At 62.5% G+C, this 20,685-nt stretch carries 19 protein-coding genes; 11 read left to right on the forward strand and 8 right to left on the reverse strand.

Translation table 11 applies throughout. The features are described from left to right. Positions 1 to 81: 81 nt before the first annotated feature. From msrA to NKI95_RS09205, 4 genes are all read right to left on the reverse strand, one after another. Complete coding sequence (msrA, locus tag NKI95_RS09190) at positions 82 to 810, reverse strand: peptide-methionine (S)-S-oxide reductase MsrA (protein ID WP_352716104.1); 729 nt, start codon at positions 808 to 810, stop codon at positions 82 to 84. 77 nt (positions 811 to 887) lie between these two features. Next, complete coding sequence (locus NKI95_RS09195; protein ID WP_352716106.1) at positions 888 to 1,202, reverse strand: hypothetical protein; 315 nt, start codon at positions 1,200 to 1,202, stop codon at positions 888 to 890. Positions 1,203 to 1,282: 80 nt separating this feature from the next. Next, positions 1,283 to 2,008 carry a DUF1223 domain-containing protein gene (locus NKI95_RS09200; RefSeq protein WP_352716108.1) on the reverse strand — a complete coding sequence of 242 codons (726 nt, stop codon included), beginning with the start codon at positions 2,006 to 2,008 and terminating at the stop codon, positions 1,283 to 1,285. A gap of 331 nt (positions 2,009 to 2,339) precedes the next feature. Further along, positions 2,340 to 3,410 (reverse strand): TadE/TadG family type IV pilus assembly protein, encoded by a 1,071-nt coding sequence (locus NKI95_RS09205; RefSeq protein ID WP_352716111.1) that lies wholly within the window; start codon positions 3,408 to 3,410, stop codon positions 2,340 to 2,342. A gap of 167 nt (positions 3,411 to 3,577) precedes the next feature. On the opposite strand from NKI95_RS09205, the gene lepA reads away from it, so the two are divergent. From lepA to NKI95_RS09255, 10 genes are all read left to right on the forward strand, one after another. Beyond that, complete coding sequence (lepA, locus tag NKI95_RS09210) at positions 3,578 to 5,383, forward strand: translation elongation factor 4 (protein ID WP_352716114.1); 1,806 nt, start codon at positions 3,578 to 3,580, stop codon at positions 5,381 to 5,383. Between the two features lie 81 nt (positions 5,384 to 5,464). Next, a complete protein-coding gene (locus NKI95_RS09215) occupies positions 5,465 to 7,045 on the forward strand; it encodes an RNA-directed DNA polymerase (RefSeq protein ID WP_352716117.1) in 1,581 nt (526 codons plus the stop codon). Between the two features lie 80 nt (positions 7,046 to 7,125). Then, entirely contained in the window at positions 7,126 to 7,746 is a 621-nt protein-coding gene (locus tag NKI95_RS09220; protein WP_352716119.1) for a hypothetical protein, read from the forward strand. Positions 7,747 to 7,917: 171 nt separating this feature from the next. After that, positions 7,918 to 8,430: a hypothetical protein gene (locus NKI95_RS09225; protein WP_352716122.1), complete on the forward strand. Its 513-nt coding sequence runs from the start codon at positions 7,918 to 7,920 to the stop codon at positions 8,428 to 8,430. 283 nt (positions 8,431 to 8,713) lie between these two features. Further along, positions 8,714 to 9,085: a hypothetical protein gene (locus NKI95_RS09230; protein WP_352716395.1), complete on the forward strand. Its 372-nt coding sequence runs from the start codon at positions 8,714 to 8,716 to the stop codon at positions 9,083 to 9,085. Between the two features lie 232 nt (positions 9,086 to 9,317). Further along, entirely contained in the window at positions 9,318 to 9,944 is a 627-nt protein-coding gene (locus NKI95_RS09235) for a CDGSH iron-sulfur domain-containing protein (protein WP_352716124.1), read from the forward strand. 121 nt (positions 9,945 to 10,065) lie between these two features. Beyond that, on the forward strand, positions 10,066 to 10,563 hold the full coding sequence (locus tag NKI95_RS09240) for a hypothetical protein (RefSeq protein ID WP_352716127.1): 498 nt from the start codon (positions 10,066 to 10,068) through the stop codon (positions 10,561 to 10,563). 29 nt (positions 10,564 to 10,592) lie between these two features. Beyond that, positions 10,593 to 10,781, forward strand: coding sequence for a hypothetical protein (locus NKI95_RS09245; protein ID WP_352716129.1), 189 nt, complete (start codon positions 10,593 to 10,595; stop codon positions 10,779 to 10,781). Positions 10,782 to 11,073: 292 nt separating this feature from the next. Next, positions 11,074 to 13,101 (forward strand): hydantoinase/oxoprolinase N-terminal domain-containing protein, encoded by a 2,028-nt coding sequence (locus NKI95_RS09250; RefSeq protein ID WP_352716132.1) that lies wholly within the window; start codon positions 11,074 to 11,076, stop codon positions 13,099 to 13,101. 256 nt (positions 13,102 to 13,357) lie between these two features. After that, positions 13,358 to 15,529, forward strand: a complete 2,172-nt coding sequence (locus NKI95_RS09255; protein WP_352716134.1) for a malate synthase G — start codon at positions 13,358 to 13,360, stop codon at positions 15,527 to 15,529. Positions 15,530 to 15,799: 270 nt separating this feature from the next. Here NKI95_RS09255 and NKI95_RS09260 read toward each other — a convergent pair whose 3' ends face one another. Then, the gene (locus NKI95_RS09260; protein WP_352716397.1) at positions 15,800 to 17,332 is read right to left on the reverse strand and encodes a YifB family Mg chelatase-like AAA ATPase; all 1,533 of its coding nucleotides are present in this window, start codon (positions 17,330 to 17,332) and stop codon (positions 15,800 to 15,802) included. 331 nt (positions 17,333 to 17,663) lie between these two features. On the opposite strand from NKI95_RS09260, the gene NKI95_RS09265 reads away from it, so the two are divergent. Further along, positions 17,664 to 18,044 carry a cupin domain-containing protein gene (locus NKI95_RS09265; RefSeq protein ID WP_292662001.1) on the forward strand — a complete coding sequence of 127 codons (381 nt, stop codon included), beginning with the start codon at positions 17,664 to 17,666 and terminating at the stop codon, positions 18,042 to 18,044. A gap of 10 nt (positions 18,045 to 18,054) precedes the next feature. Here the strand turns inward: NKI95_RS09265 and gshB are convergent, their stop codons facing one another. The 3 genes from gshB to NKI95_RS09280 all read right to left on the reverse strand — a co-directional run bounded on the left by gshB (position 18,055) and on the right by NKI95_RS09280 (position 20,605). Then, positions 18,055 to 18,999 carry a glutathione synthase gene (gshB, locus tag NKI95_RS09270; protein ID WP_352716137.1) on the reverse strand — a complete coding sequence of 315 codons (945 nt, stop codon included), beginning with the start codon at positions 18,997 to 18,999 and terminating at the stop codon, positions 18,055 to 18,057. Between the two features lie 215 nt (positions 19,000 to 19,214). Then, the gene (locus NKI95_RS09275; protein WP_352716139.1) at positions 19,215 to 19,589 is read right to left on the reverse strand and encodes a GtrA family protein; all 375 of its coding nucleotides are present in this window, start codon (positions 19,587 to 19,589) and stop codon (positions 19,215 to 19,217) included. An 8-nt stretch (positions 19,590 to 19,597) separates the two neighbouring features. Beyond that, complete coding sequence (locus NKI95_RS09280) at positions 19,598 to 20,605, reverse strand: glycosyltransferase (protein ID WP_352716141.1); 1,008 nt, start codon at positions 20,603 to 20,605, stop codon at positions 19,598 to 19,600. Between the last annotated feature and the right edge of the window lie 80 nt (positions 20,606 to 20,685).

A 20,685-nucleotide genomic window follows, 5' to 3' on the forward strand; every position in this document is an offset into this window, starting at 1 on the left:
TTGGCGCTCTGCGCGCGGCGACCCCCTCTGTCGCCTTCGGCGACATCTCCCCCTCGAGGGGGGAGATTACCTCCCCACAACTCAGCTCTTGTTGGCGGCCAGCACCAGAACCGGCTTTTCGCTGTAGAGGTTGGGGAACAGCCGCTTCAAATTCTCGACCTTGGGCAGATCGTTGTAGACGATATAGGGATAGGTCGGGTTGAGCGTCAGAAAGTCCTGGTGATAGTCCTCGGCCGGATAGAAGCTCTTGCCTGTCTCCAGCGTCGTCACGACCGGCTTAGGAAACACCTTGGCCTTGTCGAGCTGGGCGATGTAGCTTTCGGCGATCTTTTTCTGCGTGTCGTTTTCGGCAAAGATCGTCGAACGGTACTGGGTGCCGCTGTCCGGGCCCTGGTAGTTCAGTTGCGTCGGATTGTGCGCCACCGAGAAATACACCTGCAGCAGCTGGCCGTAGGTCACCTTGGACGGCTCGTAGGTGATCTCGACGGATTCGGCATGGCCCGTCCGGCTGGTGCCGACCATTTCATAGACGGCCGTGTCCTTGTCGCCGCCGGCATAGCCGGAGACGGCGCTGGTGACGCCCTTGACGTGCTGGAACACGCCTTGCACACCCCAGAAGCAGCCGCCGGCAAAGACCGCCTTTTCGGTGCCGGCGGTGGCCTTCTCGTCCATCGCCGGCGGCGGGATCACCACCGCGTCTTCGGCCGAGACTGCCGGCGTCTGCCAGAACACGGCCGCGGCGGCCGTGAGGATAAGCGCGGCAAGTGCTGCTTTTGCGAAAATCGACGATCGTTTCACGGCTGCGGTCATGTCTGATCTCCCATGATGCTGGTATGGATTATACGACGGATAGGTCCGCCGGGCTCTCACATTGCTGTGCGCATCGCCTATTTGGCCGGAGCCATGGCATCGCAAGCCTTGGTCGCCTCTGCCTTCTTCATGGCGTCCGTCTCGGCGGCGGCCTTGTTCATGCAGTCGGCCTTCATCGGATCGCCCGCCTTCATCGCGGTCGTGGCCATCGCGTCAGGCGCCATGGCGCCGGCCGGCTTCATGGCGTCCGTTGCCGGTTTCATGGCATTTGTCGCCATCGCCGGCTTCATCGCATCTTCGGCCCGCGCCGCGCCTCCTGCGAACAGCGCCGTCGAGCAAAGTGCGAAGGCGAGTGCCGCCAGGGTCGGGCGATTGGTCAAACGATTGGTCATGGTGATCTCCTTGGGTTGGCAGAGGTTGACGGCATGCGGCGGCGCCGCTGCGTGTTTGGGAAAATTTCGCGAGAGGGTTTCTAGTTCGTGGCGGCAGCAAGGATCGGCCCGCCGCCCGGCACCTGCACCAGCACCGCGGTGCTGAGGCCGCCCGTCGTCGCCGGCAGCGGCAGCGCGGTGGCGTCGCCGGTCCAACTGCCCAGCCTGGTCAGCGACTGCACGACATTGGCGTGCGGCAGCGTGCGGCCGGTGTTTTCGCCGCGCGCCACCGGCACCTCGATGACGCCCTTGCCGTAACGCACCAGCCAGACGTCGGCCTTGCCGCCGGGCACCGGGCCGGCGCCGATGCTGACCTTGCCGCCGGCGAGCGACAGCGAAGGTCCGTCGGCGTGGCCGCCGCTCGAAATCAGCTGCTCTATCTCGCCCGGCCTGGCGCCGACGGCATCGGCCTTGCCGTTCACCACCACTTGCGGCGTAAACGGGCCGGAACGGCCGAGCGACGGTTCATAGCGGACCTGGCGCTGAGTGAATTCTTCTTTGCCGAATGTGTCCTTCCAACCGAGATAGTCCCAGTAGGTGACGTTGAAGGACAGCGCCAGCACGCCGGGGCGGTCCTTGACCTTGATCAGATTGGCGTTGGCCGGCGGGCAGGACGAGCAGCCCTGGCTGGTGAACAGCTCGACGACGGTCAACGTCTGGCCGGCAGCCGCGCTGGTTGCCGAAAACCCGATTGCCGAAAACAAAGTCGCCGAAAATAGGGCCAGGGCAAGCCCGATAAGGGCCGTGCCGCGTTTCGATCCGGTCATCGCTGTTCTCCTGTGCGGTTCCATGTCCACACTTCGCCGCCGACACACGGTTCGTTACAGCATCACCGCTTCGTGATCGTTCGCAGCTCTCCCTTCTCCCCTTGTGGGAGAAGGTGGATCGGCGCGAAGCGCCGAGACGGTTGAGGGGTGTTGCACGGAGTGAGGCGTTGGCGTTCCCTGGAACACCCCTCATCCGACCGAGCTTCGCTCGGCCACCTTCTCCCACAGGGGGAGAAGGGAAGACGGTCGCCCACAACAAAAAAACGCCGCCGGCGGTGACCGGCGGGCGTTGCGATAGACGACCGTTCTGGGGCACTCAGCCGCCGCCCGGCTATTGTGTAAGCACGGTCTCCGAAGCTCGCTTGTTGAAGGCGCACTTGCCGGTCACAAAATAGGAGAAATCGGCGTCATCTATGGTGTTGTTGGTAAGTGATCCGCCATCTTCCCACGCTTGACTGCCGGTGATGCCGCACGGCACGGCTGTAAAGATGTCCACAGTCGTATTGGCAGGCGTCTTGACCTTGTCGATGAACAATCGGTCGGAAGTGGCCGGATCATCGGATCGCAGGGTTTCTTTCGTCCCGCTAGGCAGATAGCCGCCGCCAAGACCAGGATTGGGATTCGGAATCTTCATCTCCAGAGAGAGGTTATCCATGTCTGTCACGTTGACCACCGCGCCGACGCCGGTATTGACGCAAGTGGTTGCGTATTTCCTGATGCCGCTGATCTGGGTGATGGTGCCGGTGGGCAAGCCGTAGAAGCTGATCACCGTGGTGGTCGTGCATACCTGTTTCTGGACCAGCGTCTCCGTCGTCCCGTCGATCGTGTACACAGAGGACGTTCCGTAGCCTTTCGGGTCGCCAAACCTGTTATGTACGTAGACGATCTTCATCAGCTTATTGGCATTCGTCTCACCGAATTTGGTGCCGTAGAGCGTCATCGTCTTGTCCCACCAGCCCGAGACCTTGTCGATCTTGAACGTGGCCTCCGTCAGTGCCGGCCGCTTTGTCACCGCCGACGCGACGCCGACCTGCACCGTGTTGATCCTGGCGATCTGCATGAAAGCCGTCGGCATGGCAAAGCCGGCCGAAGCCTTGATGCTGGCGGCGCCGTCGGTGGCGACGACGAAGCTGTCGAGCTTGGCCGTGCCTTGCCCGCCATTGGCCAGGTAGAAGTCCTGCAGGCTTACTTGGCGGTCCGCCAATGACGTGGTCGTCGCCAGTGTCGTGATCGACAGCGACGCTGCATCGAGCGCGTTCTGCATCGAGGCCCTGGTCGAAACCGCCGAGGTATAGTCTATGGAAAAACCCAATGCGGCAACCATTGGGATAAGCAAAATGGCGAGCAATGGCGCGAACGAGCCGCTCACCGATCTGAGAAATTTGCGTGCTGACAGCGGCATTCCGACCCCCCGAAACGGCGATAGACCGGTGGGCTACCACGCCGGGCGCAAACTATGCTCTAATCTCATGGATCAAAGTTTAATGACTTTGCCTCGCCGCCGCCGCCGCCGCCGCACACGCGCCCCGCCGCTTGCCGATATACCGTGCCCCTGCTAAAGCGCGCCGCATGACCACGCCGATCAAGAACATCCGCAATTTCTCCATCGTTGCCCATATCGACCATGGCAAATCCACGCTTGCCGACCGGCTGATCCAGTCGACAGGCGGGCTGGAGCTGCGCGACATGAAGGAGCAGGTGCTGGACTCGATGGACATCGAGCGCGAGCGCGGCATCACCATCAAGGCGCAGACGGTGCGGCTGAAGTACCACGCCAACAACGGGCAGGACTATATCCTCAACCTGATCGACACGCCCGGCCATGTCGACTTCGCCTATGAAGTGTCGCGCTCGCTCGCCGCCTGCGAAGGTTCGCTGCTGGTCGTCGATGCCTCGCAAGGCGTCGAAGCGCAGACGCTGGCCAATGTCTACCAGGCGATCGACAACAACCACGAGATCGTCGTGGTGCTGAACAAGGTCGACCTGCCCGCCGCCGAGCCCGAGCGCATCCGCGAGCAGGTCGAGGAGGTGATCGGCATCGACGCCTCCAACGCGGTGCTGATCTCGGCCAAGACCGGGCTCGGCATTCCCGACGTTCTGGAAGCGATCGTCAACGATCTGCCGCCGCCGCGCGAGGGCGACATCACGGCTCCGCTGAAGGCGATGCTGGTCGACAGCTGGTACGACGCTTATCTCGGCGTCATCGTGCTGGTCCGCATCATCGACGGCGTGCTGAAGAAGGGCCAGACCATCCGCATGATGGGCACCGGCGCCAAGCACCTGGTCGAGCGCACCGGCGTCTTCACCCCGGCCCGCATCAATGTCGACGAGCTCGGCCCCGGCGAGTTCGGCTTCTTCACCGGCTCGATCAAGGAAGTGGCCGACACCCGCGTCGGCGACACCATCACCGAGGACAAGCGCCAGACGGCACAAGCCCTGCCCGGCTTCAAGCCGGCGCAGCCGGTGGTGTTCTGCGGCCTGTTCCCGGTCGACGCCGCCGATTTCGAGGATCTGCGCGCCGCGGTCGGCAAGCTCCGCCTCAACGACGCCAGCTTTTCTTTCGAGATGGAAACCAGTGCCGCCCTCGGCTTCGGCTATCGCTGCGGCTTCCTAGGCTTGCTGCATCTGGAAATCATCCAGGAGCGGCTGGAGCGCGAATTCAACCTCGACCTCATAGCCACCGCTCCCAGCGTCGTCTACCGGCTCCTGCTGACCGACGGCTCGATGAAGGAACTGCACAACCCGGCCGACATGCCCGACGTGGTCAAGATCTCGGCCATCGAGGAGCCGTGGATCCGCGCCACCATCCTCACCCCCGACGACTATCTCGGCAGCATCCTGAAACTCTGCCAGGACCGGCGCGGCATCCAGGCCGACCTCTCCTATGTCGGCAAGCGTGCCATGCTGACCTACGATTTGCCGCTCAACGAGGTCGTCTTCGACTTCTACGACCGGCTGAAGTCGATCTCCAAGGGCTATGCCTCCTTCGACTATCACCTCACCGACTATCGCGAAGGCGACCTGGTCAAGATGTCGATCCTGGTCAATGAGGAGCCGGTCGACGCGCTGTCGATGCTGGTCCACCGCACGGCGGCGGAAAAGCGCGGCCGCCAGATGTGCGAGAAGCTGAAGGAGCTGATCCCGCACCATCTGTTCAAGATCCCGATCCAGGCGGCGATCGGCGGCAAAGTCATCGCCCGCGAAACGATCTCGGCGCTGCGCAAGGACGTCACCGCCAAATGCTACGGCGGCGACGTCTCGCGCAAGCGCAAGCTGCTCGACAAGCAGAAAGAGGGCAAGAAGCGGATGCGCCAGTTCGGCAAGGTGGATATCCCGCAGGAGGCGTTTATCCAGGCGCTGAAAATGGGCGATTGAAAATACCGCTTCAGCCAGCTTGATCATGCGATATTCATAGATAGTCTGCAGCCTCAGCGGGACAGGGGGCTGGCAGTTTCTATGAAGAAATTTTTCTACGCGGCCATAGACAATATCTATAAGCATGGCGACACTGACATATTTCCGTTTCCGATCGAGAACAGAATAATAAATGACAAGAGAAACGAGATCGCCGATTTACTATTAAAAAGATATTCCGATTTTGATAAATTGTTTGTACAAGAGCCGCCGAACGACATCCGTTCACTAGTGGCTGTGCATCATTCTGGGTTTAGATGGGCATCGCAATTAGACCCGCTATGGAACGTCTTTCTACTTGGAAATGTGCTTTCAATCGCCGAGACCATAGAAGCGGCCAGGCTTGGGCCGGAGCGGATATTCTCCTATCGATTGAACAAAGATAGCTATCTGTCCGGGGAGCTTTTTCGGCGGGACATCTCTTGGAAAGACTTCATCAACAAGTCGATTGCCGAATGCGAAAATAACAGCTACGTGATAACACGTGATATAGCTGATTGTTATTCAAGGATAAGCCACCACAAGCTTGATAACGCACTTCGGATGCTCGGTGTGCAGCCGGACGTTCGAAAGGCGGTCCTTGAATACATGAAGCATCTTACAGGAACAAGGTCGGCTGGCCTGCCAATTGGCGGCCCGGCCGCACGAATTCTAGCAGAACTGGCCCTCGCAAACTCTGATCAATATCTTTTCAGTTCTGGCGTTCACTTCATTCGCTACGCCGATGATTATCATGTTTTCTGCGGCAGCAAGAAGGAGGCCCATGAGATCATTGTTAAAATATACAAGGCGCTCGATAATGAGGGGCTATCACTTCAAAAGTCAAAAACGCGGATACTAACTGCGTCTGAATTCAAGCACGTTTTGGCGCAGATACGTGGGGGTGATGATAGGGACACCCGCTCACCGATACAGCGCCTTATGTCTCTAACGCTAAGGTTTGATCCATACGCACCCAACGCGGCCGAGCAGTACGACGAGCTCAAAGATGAGCTCGAAGAGATAGATGTCGTTGCGCTCTTGAATGAGCAGCTGTCGCAGACCCGAGTGCACATTCCCACCACGCGAAAAATTGTCGAAGCGCTGAAATTAGTAGGCACCAACGCAAAGTATGGGGCGATGCTGTCGATGCTCGACAATATGGATGCTCTTTATCCCATCGCGCCAACGGTATTTCAAACGGTATATCAGGTATTCGACGAATTGGGTGAGCGGGAAAAGGCGGGAATTTGTGATAGAATAATAGAGCTGTACGAAAGTGGCCACGAGGTTATGGCTTTAGACATGCATGTTGCGTACGCTAACCGAATTGTTGGCAAATACAACTCTATAAAGACCAGAAATTACCTTCACAGGTGCTTCGAGACAGAGACATCTGAATTGATACGGCGTGACATAATCATGATTTTCTCGAATTGGGGTAATTTCTCGTGGCTGTCGATGTTCAAGGCAAATTTTGGAGCGGTGTCAGGTTGGCAACGCAGGGCTCTCATATTGGCTTCGTATTCGATGGTTGACGAAGGGTCGCACTGGCGTGACCATATGAAAAGTAGGTTTGACGCCTTTGAGTTGATTGTTCGAGATTGGAGATCAGAGAAGCCGAACGTGCCGTTAGCGATATGATAAGCGAGAGGTTGTTTGCATCACAGTTCTCAAACTTCTGGCGTAGCGCACTTCCGAACTTGGAAGCTGTCACGCGTTCTGTGAATCTGGCCTACAACCGTATAAGTGGGCCAGCTAGCTCTACGAGCAGTCCTTCGCGGCGGGACCTAATCAGTGAAGCAGGCTATTTTCTTTTCTTTGAGTCCGTTCGCCAGCCGGAGGAATCGGCAGAGGTATTGCGGTCAAGAGCAGTCGCAAGCGCATTGGATTTTCTTAAGGGCAACATCCTGGAGTTTACGACAGAAAGGGACGAATTGAGCGCGCCTGAAGCTGACGAAGTAGATAGATTGGCTCGGTGGCTCCGTCACTACTTTAGTGGACTGGGTGTCCCGCTAGAGAAAATAAGTATTCCATTTTACAAAGGGCACGGAATTATCCAAAGTTGCAACGGTGACTTCGAGTTTTCTGACACGCTGGTAGAGATGAAGTACGTCGATAGGCAATTTCGTAGCCACGATTTGCGCCAGGTGATCACCTACTCAGCACTGCGATATTACGAGGGGAAGCAAGCGTACAAAGCCATAACGATATTGAATCCGCTGCTAGGGATCGAGTTTACTACGAACATCGACGAATTAGTTTACGGCGCGTCCGGCTCCGATGTGCCGGAATTCTTCCAGAGACTCTCTTACACAATCTCCAGTGGAGAGGTATCCCACTGACGTGTCGTCATAATGAGAGGTGGCGGCCTTCGCGGTGATTAAGAAGGCGCGGTTCTTATCAGCATTGCGAGAGCTGCATGGAGTGGACAGTCGACGTGCACTTTCCTACCATCACGAGCTTCCAAGAACCTGCTACCTTGGCCTATTCTCTCCCAGCTTGGGGAGATCTCGATGCGCTCCACGCTGGACATCATCGCCGCGATCGGACTCGCCATCGGCGGCGCTCTGGGCCTCGCCGGCACCTTCGTCGAGAGCGCGCCACTCCGCGAAACACTCTGGACGATCGACGGCGTGGCGCTCGTGGTGGCGACCGCGCTGTTGACGATGAAATATCAGCGGCAGCGCAATGACTGCGTGGCGGCCGGATTTTTGACCTTTCTCGCCGGCGAAAGCCTGCTGCTCGCCGGCAATGCGGCGGGGCTTGAGGCCAGCGTGGCCTCCTATGTCGGCGGTATCTCGCTTTGGGCGGCGGCGCTGGTCATGATCAGCGCGCCGAAAACCTTCGCGCTGTGGGTGCGGCTCACCGCTGTCGTGGCGGCTGTGCTGTTTGTCGTCTCAGTGGGCCTGATCCTGTGGGGCGCGCCTTTGCTGCCGACCTCGGCGCCGCTGCCCGCTGCCGGATATCCCTTCCTGGTGCTCACATTCATCGGCTGGATCTGGACGCTGCTGAAGCCTGCTCGTTGAGCCCGGCCGGACCGCCCCCTCTCCGGTCGCTTCGCGGCCACCTCTCCCCCACTTCGAGGAGGCGAGGAACCCAAGCTTTGCGAGGCTTCGGCGATTGGCATTTCCTCGCCCCACAACGTGGGGAGAGGTGGTTTGCGAAGCAAACCGGAGAGGGGTCTTGCTTGGCAGCCTCGCGCCTCTCGCGACGCAAATGCCGCAATCACCTCTTCCACCCTTCAACCCGCCATGCCATGCTCCCCCTCGCGGCCGGGCAGGCCGTTTCATTCCGGGGGGAATCATCATGTTGTCTTACGCTTTCGCGCGCCGCGTTGCCGCGGCGCTCTTTATCGTCGCGTTGTTTGCGCCCGTCGCGCATGCCGGCGATGTCACCTTCGAGATCAAGAACAGCCATCCCAACGCCATGCGCGTCGAGCTCTACAGCCAGGACCGCGACTACGTCTGGCCGGGCAACAATCAGGATTATTATCTCAACGACGGCGAGACCAAGTCGATCCCGCTGTCCTGCAATGACGGCGAATCGATCTGCTACGGCGCCTGGGTCGATGGTGACGAGAATACCTATTGGGGCGTCGGCCCCGCCAACACGGAAAAATGCGACGATTGCTGCTACACCTGCAGTGGCGGCGAGACCGAGGAAATCGATCTGGTTCCGTGACGTGGCAAATCTCCCCCCTTGAGGGGGAGATGTCGCCAAAGGCGACAGGGCCGCGCGTAGAGCGCCAACCTGTTCTGCAGCAGCAGGCCGAGCCCCGTCGGGCCGACCCCCTCTGGCCGCTATGCGGCCATCTCCCCCTCGAGGGGGGAGATAGAGCGCCCAGCCTCTCGGCCAGCTTGACGGCGTCAGGGCCGCCGCCATAGCGTGATGCCTTCAGCGAGGAGTACAGCTAATGGCCGGCATGGTCGAAAGCGAGAAGATCGATATCGGCTTTTCGGGAAAGCGTTGCATCCATTCGCGCAATTGCGTGCTTGGCGATCCGCATGTTTTCGTGCCCAACGCGCCCGGCCAGTGGATCCACCCCGAGGCGGCCAGCGTCGAGAAGGTCGTGACGCTCGCCGAAGCCTGCCCGTCCGGCGCCATCACCTACGTCCGCAAGGATGGCGGGCCGCAGGAACAGCCGCCGGTGGTCAACACCGTGCGCATAAGGGAGAACGGCCCGCTGGCCGTCCATGCCGAGATAGTGCTGGGCGGCGAAACGTTTTTCCGCGCCACGCTGTGCCGCTGCGGCGCTTCGGAAAACAAGCCGTTCTGCGACGGCAGCCACGCCAAAGCGGGCTTCACCGCCACCGGCGAACCGGCGCTGAAGGATACGCCGGCGCTGGAAGTACGGGATGGCCCGCTGGCCGTGACGCCGACGACCAACGGCCCGCTCAAGCTCGAAGGCAATCTCGAAATCGTCACCGGCACCGGCCACACTGTAGACCGTACGCAGCGCGCCTTCCTCTGCCGCTGCGGCCACTCCGCCAACAAGCCGTTTTGCGATGGCAGCCACAAGCGCGTGGGATTTGCCGGGTAGGCGGCCCAGCGCTCGCCGCCAATCTCGGCCTTCGACAATTGCGCCCGGTTGATGTTAGATTTTTGCTACCGGTGCGTGCATGTGCCGGAGTGGCGGTTCGTCGGGCTTGGGGGATTTCAAATTGCGCAAATATGTCTTGCTGTTTCTCAGCCTTTGTATCGATTACATCTGGGTAAATGCGGCCGTCGTCCTGGCCGACCGGCTGTTTCCCGGCATTGCCGAGACCGTTCTTGGCCAGCCGGCGTCATGGGCGGCTCGGCAGGTCCTTTCGCTGATCCTGTTCAGCCTTGTACGGGTGGCAAACATATCGGTGGGGGAATGGCTGCTGTCCTATGCGCAGATGGAGCAGCCGGCCGGCCAGCGACAATGGGCCAATCTGTTGCTTGGCACGCTTGGTGTCCTGTCCGGGATTTGGTACCTGCTGCGCCTCACCGGACCAGACGACGGCACGCCGTTCCTTTTCATGGTGGAGGACACGCCGCTGAAGACCGCGGCCGTTGCGCTTTACAGCGCCCTATACAGTTGGTGTGGCGTGATGCTGTTGCGGTTCGAGCCCAAGGCGAAGCTCTGCAATGCCCTGCTGTTCGCCTCGGTCCTGCCATTGACCGCGATAACCTGATCTTCTCCCGCGACGCGCTGATTGCCTCGATGGTGGCGCGCGCCGCCAGCCAGGGCCGCTCGTTCCCGGTGGAAAAGGCGGAGGTCTATGCCCGAGTGTCGATCTACTACGCCATCCTGCTTGTCGCGGTGATGCTGACGATCTTGTATTTCTGCCGCGAACGGCCCACCGCTTCTGTCGGCAGGCCGCTAGAAGGCTCGCCGGGCAGCCGGGCGTAGCCCTATTCGGCCAACAAGCCTTTCTTGTGGGGTAGGCGGCCAAGCTGCGAATCTCCCCCCTCGAGGGGGAGATGGCCGGCAGGCCAGAGGGGTCGTCTCGCGTGGAGCGCCGGCTTCTTCTTTCCTTGGCTGAGAGGACGTCGCGCCCGGACGTACCGACCCCCTCTGTCACCTTCGGCGACATCTCCCCCTCGAGGGGGGAGATTACACTGCCTTGGCCCAGCCATCGCGGCTTTATCGGCCCGTTCATATCCGCTAAGGGGCGGGGCAAGAGAATTCTCCGGGCCCGCCAATGACCGCCAAGACCAAACCCTCATCCCTGTTCCTCGGCATAGACACCGGCGGCACCTATACCGACGCCGTGCTTTGGTCGGAAGCCGGCGGCCCCGGCGGAAAAGTGCTGGCCAAGGCCAAGGCGCTGACCACCCGTCACGACCTGGCGGTCGGCATATCGGGCGCGGTCGATGCGGTGCTGCAAAAAGCCGGCACCGACCCGACTGCGATAAAACTGGTGTCGATGTCGACGACGCTTGCCACCAATGCGCTGGTTGAGGGCCAGGGCGGGCGCGTGGCACTTGTGATGATCGGCTTTGCCGAGGGCGACCTTGCCCGCGACGGGCTGAAGGCGGCGCTCGGCACCGATCCCGTGGTGTTCTGCGCCGGCGGCCACGACGTGCATGGCAATGCGGCAAAGCTCGATCTTTCCGGGCTGGAGGCGGCGCTGCCGGAACTGGAAAAATCGGTGTCCGGCTTTGCCGTCTGCGCCTATTTCGCCACCCGCAATCCGGCGCACGAGCTTGCCGCGCGCGATCTGATCCGCGACAGGACCGGCCTGCCGGTCACCGCCAGCCACGAGCTGTCGGCCAAGCTCGGCGGCCCGCGCCGGGCGCTGACGACCTTGCTCAACGCCAGGCTTATCTCGATGATCGACCGGCTGGTCGCGGCGACCGAAGGGTTTTTGGCCGCGCGCAACATTGCCGCCCCGCTGATGGTGGTGCGCGGCGACGGCGCTTTGGTCTCGGCCGCCTTCGCCCGCCAGCGGCCGATCGAGACCATCCTGTCCGGCCCGGCCGCCAGCCTGGTCGGCGCCCGCCACATGACCGGCCTCGACGATGCCGTGGTCTCCGACATCGGCGGCACCACCACCGACGTCGCCGTGCTCGACAAGGGCCGGCCGCGGCTCGATCCGGAAGGCGCCACCGTCGGCGGCTTCCGCACCATGGTCGAGGCCGTCGCCATGCGCACCTTTGGGCTGGGCGGCGATTCCGAAGTGGCGCTGGAGGACGGCGCGCTCAGCCCGAAGATCCTGCTCGGGCCGCGCCGCCTGGTGCCGCTGGCGCTGGCCGGCTTGATGCATGGCGAGGCCGTCACGGCGGAGCTCGAACGCCAGCTGCGCGCGCCCAACCCCGGCCGCATGGATGGCCGGCTGGCGGTGCGCACCGGCGTGCCGGAGCGTCTGGCGGCTGGACTGACCGGCGCCGAAGCCAAGCTTTACGAGCTGATCGGTGCCGTGCCGCAGGCTCTCGACAGATTGCTGACCTCGAATGCCCAGAACGCCACCTTGAACCGGCTGGTGTCGCGCGGGCTGGTGCATGTCGCCGGCTTCACACCGTCGGACGCCGCGCATGTGCTGGGCAGGCAGGCCAATTGGGATCCGGCGGCGGCGCGTCTGGGTGCCGAGCTGTTCGCGCGCAGGCGTGACGGCCGCGGCCAGTTCATCGCCGCCTCGCCGGAGGCGATCTCGGAACGGGTGCTGACCGCGCTGACCCGCCTGTCGGCGGAAGTCATCCTCGAAACCGCCTTTGCCGAGGACGGGCTGGATGGCGCGGCGACCGTCGCCCATGCCCTGGTCCAGCGCGCCGTCGACGCGCATCCCGGCATCGCCCGCCTCAGCGTCGCGCTCGACCGTCCGGTGATCGGCCTCGGCGCCTCGGCGCCACTGCATTATGCCGGGCTGGCCGAGCTTGTCGGCAATCGATGCGTGGTGCCGGAGGATACCGACGTCGCCAACGCGCTCGGCGCGGTCGTCGGCCAGGTCCGGGTCTCGGCCGAGGCGCGGGTCAGCCAGCCCAAGGAAGGGCTGTTCCGCGTTGCCTCCGGCGAAAGTGTACGCGATTTCAACGACGAGGCGGCGGCGATCGCCGCAGCGGAGAAAGATGTGCGGGCGATTGCCGCCGGGCGGGCGAAGGACGCCGGCACCGACAGCGCCGAGATCGAAGTCGCCAGCGAGTTCCGCGTCTCCACCGTAGAGGGCCAGCGCATGTTCATCGAGGCGCATGTCGTGGCGGTCGCGTCAGGACGGCCAAGGATTGCGGTGTGAGCGCGTAATCTCCCCCCTCGAGGGGGAGATGTCGCCGATGGCGACAGTGGGGGGCGCCGCGCATGAAGCGCGACCCCTTCTTTGCACCACATGGCGTCGCACTCCACGCGAGGCGCCCCCCTCTGGCCTGCCGGCCATCTCCCCCTCGAGGGGGGAGATCGGCAGCGAAAACGCCCTACCTTCACCCTAAGCCGAATTGACCCTGCCACCGTGACATGCCAAAGGCCCGGCCTAGCCTTCGTCTGGAGAAGCCCTGATGACCGATCGCGTCGAGATCGCCGGATTGCGGATTGCCCGCGAGCTTCATGATTTCGTCGCGAACCAGGCGCTGCCGGGCACCGGCATCGAGGCGGAGGCATTCTGGGGCGGCTTTTCGGCGATCGTCCATGAACTCTCGCCAAAAAACCGGGCGCTGCTCGAAAAGCGCGATGCCATGCAGGACAAGCTCGACCGCTGGTATCGCGACAATGGCGCGCCCGTCGACATGGAGGCCTACAAGACGTTCCTCCGCGAGATCGGCTATCTCCTGCCCGAGGGGCCGGCCTTCAGCGTGACCACTGAAAATGTCGACCCGGAAATCGCTTCGGTCGCAGGGCCGCAGCTGGTGGTGCCGGTGATGAACGCGCGTTATGCGCTGAATGCAGCCAATGCGCGCTGGGGTTCGCTGTACGATGCGCTCTACGGCACCGATGCCATCCCGGAAACGGACGGCGCCGAGCGAGGCAACAAATTCAATCCGGTGCGCGGTGCCAAGGTCGTCACCTGGGTGAAAAGCTTCTTCGACGAGGCGGTGCCGCTCACGACAGGCAAATGGGCGGGGGTGAACGGGCTTTCGGTCGCCAACGGCCTGTTGCGGCTGGGCGAGGGTGCCGGCGCCACCACGCTTGCCGACCTCAAGCAGTTTGCCGGCTATCGCGGCGATGCCGCCAACCCCGAAGCCGTCCTTTTGGTCAAGAACGGCCTGCACATCGAAATCGTTGTCGACCACAACAACCAGATCGGCCGCACCGATCCGGCCGGCATTGCCGATGTCGTGCTGGAATCGGCGCTGACCACCATCCAGGACTGCGAGGATTCGGTCGCTGCAGTAGATGCCCAGGACAAGGTGCTTGTCTACCGCAACTGGCTCGGCCTGATGAAGGGCGACTTGGCGGAAGAGATCACCAAGGCCGGCAAGAGTTTTGTCCGAAGGCTCAATCCCGACCGTACTTACACTGCGCCGGATGGCGGCTCGCTGACCTTGCCCGGCCGCTCGCTGATGCTGGTCAGGAATGTCGGCCACCTCATGACCAATCCGGCGATCCTCGACCGCGAGGGCAACGAGGTGCCGGAAGGCATCATGGATGCGGCGCTGACGGCGCTGATCGCGCTGCATGACATCGGCCCGAAGGGGCGCCGCGCCAACTCACGCGCGGGCTCTATGTACATCGTAAAGCCCAAGATGCACGGGCCCGACGAAGTCGCCTTCGCCGTCGAGATTTTCGACCGCGTCGAAGCGCTGCTCGGCACGGCCAAAAACACCATCAAGATGGGCATCATGGACGAGGAGCGGCGCACCACCGTCAACCTCAAGGAGGCGATCCGCGCCGCCAGGGACCGCATCGTCTTCATCAACACCGGCTTCCTCGACCGCACCGGTGACGAAATCCACACCTCGATGGAAGCCGGCCCGATGATCCGCAAGGGCGACATGAAGCAGGCCGCCTGGATTGCCGCCTACGAAGCCTGGAACGTCGACATCGGGCTGGAATGCGGATTGGCCGGCCACGCCCAGATCGGCAAGGGCATGTGGGCGATGCCCGACCTGATGGCGGCGATGCTGGCCGAGAAAATCGCGCACCCCAAGGCCGGCGCCAACACCGCCTGGGTGCCCTCGCCGACGGCGGCAACCCTGCACGCCACGCACTACCACAAGGTCGATGTCCAGGCCGTGCAGAAGGCGCTGAAAAGCCGGCCCAAGGCGAAGCTGGACGACATATTGTCGATGCCGGTCGCGGTGCGGCCAAACTGGTCGCCTGAAGACATCCAGAAGGAACTCGACAACAACGCGCAAGGCATTCTGGGCTATGTCGTGCGCTGGATCGACCAGGGCGTCGGCTGCTCGAAAGTGCCAGATATAAATGACGTTGGCCTGATGGAGGATCGCGCCACGCTGCGCATCTCCTCGCAGCACATCGCCAACTGGCTGCATCACGGCGTCTGCACGCCCGAGCAGGTGATGGAAACGATGAAGCGCATGGCGGCGATCGTCGACCACCAGAACGAAGGCGATCCGCTCTACCGGCCGATGGCGCCGGATTTCGACAATTCCATCGCCTTCCTCGCCGCCTGTGACCTCGTCTTCAAGGGCCGCGTCCAGCCCAACGGCTACACCGAGCCGGTGCTGCACGCGCGGCGGCTGGAATTGAAGGCAAGGCAGGGCACCTGAAGCGAAGCCGCGGGAGCCGGCGTCCCCCTCCCCCTTGAGGGGGAGGGGGGCCCGAAGGGCCGGGAGGGGTCCTGCAAGAAGTGCGCCGACTCCCATTCCGGCGACAAGAACGGGAACGAGGATTGTCTTAGCGACCGATACTCGGTGCCATCTTGATCGGCCGCATATGCGCAGACGCCGCATGTGGCGTAGACGTTAAAGCCAGAGCACGTCACCGGCGACCCCACCCGGCCGCTTCGCGGCCACCCTCCCCTCGAGGGGGAGGGAAACCTACGCCGCTTGTGCCATCCGTTCCGAGCTCATGCGGTAGGAAATCGCTTCGGCCAGATGGATGCGGCCGACCGTCTCGCTGGCCTCGAGATCGGCCAGTGTCCGCGCCACCTTCAAGACGCGGTGATAGGCCCGCGCGGAAAAGCCAAGCTTTTCGCTGGCATCCCTGAGCAGCGACAGGCCGGCGGCATCGGGCATGGCAATCTCCTCGATGACTGACGGCGAGCAATGCGCGTTGGTGGTGGAGGAGGTCGCGCCGAGCCGCTCGAAGCGCTCGCGCTGGATCGTCCGCGCCCGTGCTACGCGAAGTGCCACGGCTGCACTCTTCTCCGCCCGGTCCGGCCGGATCAGATCGCTGGCCGAAACCGCCGGCACCTCGATCCTGAGATCGATGCGATCGAGCAGCGGGCCGGAAATGCGCGCCTGGTAGTCGGTGCGGCAGCGGTCGCCGCGCAGGCAGCGATAGCCCGGCTCGCCGGCCATGCCGCAGCGGCACGGGTTCATCGCCGCAACCAGCTGGATGCGCGCCGGATAAGTGACGCGATGATTCGCCCGCGCGATCATGCAGTCGCCGGTCTCCAGCGGCTGGCGCAGCGCATCGAGCGCCTGCGGCGAGAATTCGGGAAACTCGTCGAGGAACAGCACGCCGTGATGGGCGAGCGAGGCCTCGCCCGGCCGCACGCGCAGGCCGCCGCCGACCATCGCCGCCATCGAGGCTGAATGATGCGGCGCCCGAAACGGCCGTCGGTCGGTGAGCTTGCCTTCGCCGAGCTCGCCGGCCACAGACGCGATCATCGAGACTTCGAGCAATTCCCTCGGCGCCAGCGGCGGCAGGATCGATGGCAGCCGCTGCGCTAGCATCGATTTTCCCGACCCCGGCGGCCCGACCATCAAAAGATTGTGGCCGCCGGCGGCCGCCACCTCGAGCGCCCGCTTGGCGGTCTCCTGACCCTTGATGTCGGCAAGATCGGGCAGGTCGCGCGCCGAGGCGTGGATGCCGGCTTCCGGCCGCGACAGAACCTGCGTGCCGCGAAAATGATTGGCGATTGCGATCAGGCTGCGCGGCGCCAATATGTCGAAATCCTTGCCGGCCCAGGCCGCTTCCGGCCCGCAGGCGAACGGGCAGATCAGGCCCTTGCCTTCGGCATTGGCGCCGATCGCCGCCGGCAACGCGCCGGCCACCGCGGCAATGGTGCCGTCGAGCGATAATTCACCAAGCACGACATAGCCGGCCAGCATGTCGCCCGGAATGGCGCCGAGCGCCGCCATCAGGCCGAGCGCGATCGGCAGATCGTAATGGCTGCCTTCCTTGGGCAGGTCGGCCGGCGCCAGATTGACGGTGACCTTCTTCGACGGCATCGACAGGCCGGATGCATGAAGTGCTGCCTGTACCCGCTCGCGGCTTTCGGCTACCGCCTTGTCGGCAAGGCCGACGATGTGCATGTTGACCTTGCCCGGCGCGATCATCACCTGCACGTCGACCGGCACGGCCTCGATGCCCTGGAAAGCAACCGTGCGAATCCGCGCCACCATGTCTTCACCCCGGGTGCAGGCCTTGCCCCAAGCCTTTGCGATCATGCCGCGAACGGCGTCACCGGAGACAACCACAGATTTCCGGCTAAGGCAAGAACATTTGGGGAACGGGCGTTCGTGAAAGCAATGAACTCGGCCTGACAATGCAGGCGACCGCAGCGAGGCAGGGCTCGTCGCTCACGGTGCGCGCCGAACAAGCAGCTCCGCACGAAAGGAGCGGGCGCATGTATTTTAGCAATCGCTTATAATCGAGCGCCAAATGAGGTATAAACCCGATAGCGGTTCCGGCGATCGCAACGTCAGGCTCCGCGTCGAATACAGGGAGGTTGACATGGCTGATAGTGCAATGAACGTCACGAAGTTTGCTTCCAAGTCTCACAACACACCGGATGAAGTTCGAGCGCCCGATAAGACGCGCGTCGAAGTGGTGCGGCTCCCCGGGTTTACTCTCGGGCGGCTCAATATGGAACCGGGATGGAAATGGTCCGAGTGTGTGAAGCCGGTCGTCAAGACGGACAGCTGTCAGGTGTCGCATGTCGGCTACGTCGTATCCGGAGCCATCACCGTCAGAATGAATGACGGGACGCAGAAAACTTTCGAGCAAGGCACGTCCTACACAATTCCGCCCGGCCACGACGCCTGGGTGGAAGGCAATGAACGCTTTGTATGCATCGAAGTCATGAGCGCCGAGCAGTACGCCAAACCAGCGTAGGCAACGGGATCTATTTTCTCCGCTTCTCCTCCACCGCATCCCAGAACAGGCTGGCGATGTCGGCGCCCCCAAAACGCTGCACTTCGCGTATGCCGGTCGGCGACGTCACGTTGATCTCGGTCATATAGTCGCCGATGACGTCGATGCCGACCAGGATGAAGCCGCGCTCCTTCAGCGAGGGGCCGATGCGGGCGCAGATCTCGCGTTCGCGTTCCGTCAGCTCCGTCTTTTCGGCGCGGCCGCCGACATGCATGTTGGAGCGCGAATCATGCTCGGCCGGCACGCGGTTGATGGCGCCGACCGGCTCGCCGTCGATCAGGATGATGCGCTTGTCGCCAGCCCGCACCTCCTTGAGGTAGCGCTGCACGATGTAGGGCTCGCGGAACATCTGACCGAACATTTCGAGCAGCGAGGCGAGGTTGCGGTCGGCCTCATGCAGATGGAAGATGCCGGCGCCGCCATTGCCGTAGAGCGGCTTGACGATGATATCGCCGAACTCCTTGCGGAAGGCTGCGACCTCGAGCGGGTCCTTGGTGATCAGCGTGTCCGGCATCAGGTCGGGAAATTCGGTGACGAAGATCTTTTCCGGGCTGTTGCGCACCCAGGCCGGATCGTTGACCACCAGCGTCTTCGGATGGATGCACTCGAGGATATGCGTGGTGGTGATGTAGTTCATGTCGAACGGCGGATCCTGCCGCAAAAGGATGACGTCCATTTCCGAAAGGTCGGTGCGGACTTCTTCGCCCAGCGAATAATGGTTGCCCTTCTCGTCGCGGACCTGCATCGCCTCGATACGGGCAAACACCTTGCCGTCGCGCAGCGACAGCCGGTCGGGCGTGTAGTGGAACAACTGGTGGCCGCGCCGCTGCGCTTCCAGCGACAGCGCAAACGACGTGTCGCCGGCAATCGACACGGTGGAGATGTGGTCCATCTGGACGGCGACTTTCAGGGGCATGGCAGCTCTCCGGCGCAGTTGGAGCGATCCACTTGGATGCACAAAGTACGCTCCAACACTTTGAATCCATGCATCGTGCTTTCCGAAAGTCGATTCCGATTTTCGCGCCGATGCATCGACGACAGCGATATAAGGAAATCGGCGGCTTCTGCCAATCGGCCAAGGTCATGATGAGGCTACGCTTCGCTTGGCGCAGATCGCAACGCGATGGGCCTTCAGCGGTCGAAGACCAGCTTGGAATAGCCGACGAAGGACAGCGCCATGGCAACCAGCGAGGCGACCGCAAGGGCTATGAGCGGCGACACCATCGGCAGCGCGAACAACATGGCGCAATAGACGAGATAATTGACGACGCTGGTGGCAATGCCGACGCCGCCGTAGCGTGCGCCCTCTTGCGCGACGCCGCGGCTGGAAGGCGAGAAGGTCAGGTGGCGATTGATCAGCCAGGTGACGGACAGGGCAAAACCGATCGAAATGATGCGAGCCGCGAAGGGGCCAAGCGGCGCTATCGCCAACACCAGCCAAAGCGCCGCCGCGTCGGCGACGAAGCCGATGCCGCCGGCGACAATGAAGCGGGCGAGGCGTCCCATTTAGGGCTCTAAGCCGCCCGCGGGGTCTTGCGCGGTCCGGCCTTCAAAGTCGCGAGCGCACTTGCGCGTTCGCGTTCGACGCGGCCGGAAGGCATCGACACATAGAAGATGCGCTTCTGCTCGGCCCGGCCGCGCGACACCGAATCGAGGATTACCCCGGTCACCGCCGCCAGCATCGACAGCAGCAGCAGCCCGACGGACAGCACCCAGGTCGGCATGCGCGGCACAAGTCCGGTTTCGGCGAACTCGATCAGCACCGGCGCCATCAGAAACAGGCTTGATGCCAGGAAGAACACCGAAAAAGCGCCGAAGAAACGCAGCGGCTGCGTCTCCTTCATCAGCATGGCGAACATCCACAGGATCTTCGCGCCGTCGCGAAAGGTCGACAGCTTCGACGAGGAGCCTTCCGGCCGGCGGCCATAGTCGAGTCCGATCTCGCTGACCGGCAATTTGAGCTGCGAGGCGTGCACCGACATTTCGGTCTCGATCTCGAAGCCGCCGGAAACGGCAGGAAAACTCTTGACGAAGCGCCTGGTGAAGGCGCGGTAACCCGAGAAGATATCGGTAAAGTCCGAGCCGAACAGCCGCTTGTAGAGGCTGTTGAAGATGCGGTTGCCGAAGGCGTGGCCTGTCCTGCCGGCATCGTCGGCGACCCCGCGCCTCGTGCCCACCACCATGTCGGAGCGCTCGGTCAGCAGCGTGTTGATCAGTTGCGGCGCGTCCTCCGGCGCATATGTGCCGTCGCCGTCGGCCATCAGGTAGATGTCGGCCTCGATGTCGGCGAACATGCGGCGCACGACATTGCCTTTGCCCTGGCGCGGCTCGCGCACCACGATAGCGCCGGCGGCGCGGGCTCGGAGCGCTGTCAGGTCGCGCGAATTGTTGTCGTAGACATAGATCGCGGCGGAAGGCAGCGTTTCGCGAAAGCGCCGCACCACTTCGCCGATCGTCAGCTCCTCATTGTAGCAAGGCAGCAGCACGGCGATGCTCGGCTCATGGCGCACTTCTTGTGGCATTTTTCGTCTCCGGATGCCCTGTGAGGCCCCTGACCGCAAACGCCGGCCTCGCTCGGGCGGCTTTACTATTTATTGAAGCT

The sequence above is a fragment of the Mesorhizobium sp. M0306 genome (assembly GCF_040321655.1).
GTDB lineage: Bacteria > Pseudomonadota > Alphaproteobacteria > Rhizobiales > Rhizobiaceae > Mesorhizobium.

Coding starts and splice junctions, on each gene's coding strand:
- msrA (WP_352716104.1), bottom strand. CDS start 810: ATGACCGCAGCCGTGAAACGATCGTCGATTTTCGCAAAAGCAGCACTT.
- NKI95_RS09195 (WP_352716106.1), bottom strand. CDS start 1,202: ATGACCAATCGTTTGACCAATCGCCCGACCCTGGCGGCACTCGCCTTC.
- NKI95_RS09200 (WP_352716108.1), bottom strand. CDS start 2,008: ATGACCGGATCGAAACGCGGCACGGCCCTTATCGGGCTTGCCCTGGCC.
- NKI95_RS09205 (WP_352716111.1), bottom strand. CDS start 3,410: ATGCCGCTGTCAGCACGCAAATTTCTCAGATCGGTGAGCGGCTCGTTC.
- lepA (WP_352716114.1), top strand. CDS start 3,578: ATGACCACGCCGATCAAGAACATCCGCAATTTCTCCATCGTTGCCCAT.
- NKI95_RS09215 (WP_352716117.1), top strand. CDS start 5,465: ATGAAGAAATTTTTCTACGCGGCCATAGACAATATCTATAAGCATGGC.
- NKI95_RS09225 (WP_352716122.1), top strand. CDS start 7,918: ATGCGCTCCACGCTGGACATCATCGCCGCGATCGGACTCGCCATCGGC.
- NKI95_RS09235 (WP_352716124.1), top strand. CDS start 9,318: ATGGCCGGCATGGTCGAAAGCGAGAAGATCGATATCGGCTTTTCGGGA.
- NKI95_RS09245 (WP_352716129.1), top strand. CDS start 10,593: ATGGTGGCGCGCGCCGCCAGCCAGGGCCGCTCGTTCCCGGTGGAAAAG.
- NKI95_RS09250 (WP_352716132.1), top strand. CDS start 11,074: ATGACCGCCAAGACCAAACCCTCATCCCTGTTCCTCGGCATAGACACC.
- NKI95_RS09255 (WP_352716134.1), top strand. CDS start 13,358: ATGACCGATCGCGTCGAGATCGCCGGATTGCGGATTGCCCGCGAGCTT.
- NKI95_RS09260 (WP_352716397.1), bottom strand. CDS start 17,332: ATGGTGGCGCGGATTCGCACGGTTGCTTTCCAGGGCATCGAGGCCGTG.
- NKI95_RS09265 (WP_292662001.1), top strand. CDS start 17,664: ATGGCTGATAGTGCAATGAACGTCACGAAGTTTGCTTCCAAGTCTCAC.
- gshB (WP_352716137.1), bottom strand. CDS start 18,999: ATGCCCCTGAAAGTCGCCGTCCAGATGGACCACATCTCCACCGTGTCG.
- NKI95_RS09275 (WP_352716139.1), bottom strand. CDS start 19,589: ATGGGACGCCTCGCCCGCTTCATTGTCGCCGGCGGCATCGGCTTCGTC.
- NKI95_RS09280 (WP_352716141.1), bottom strand. CDS start 20,605: ATGCCACAAGAAGTGCGCCATGAGCCGAGCATCGCCGTGCTGCTGCCT.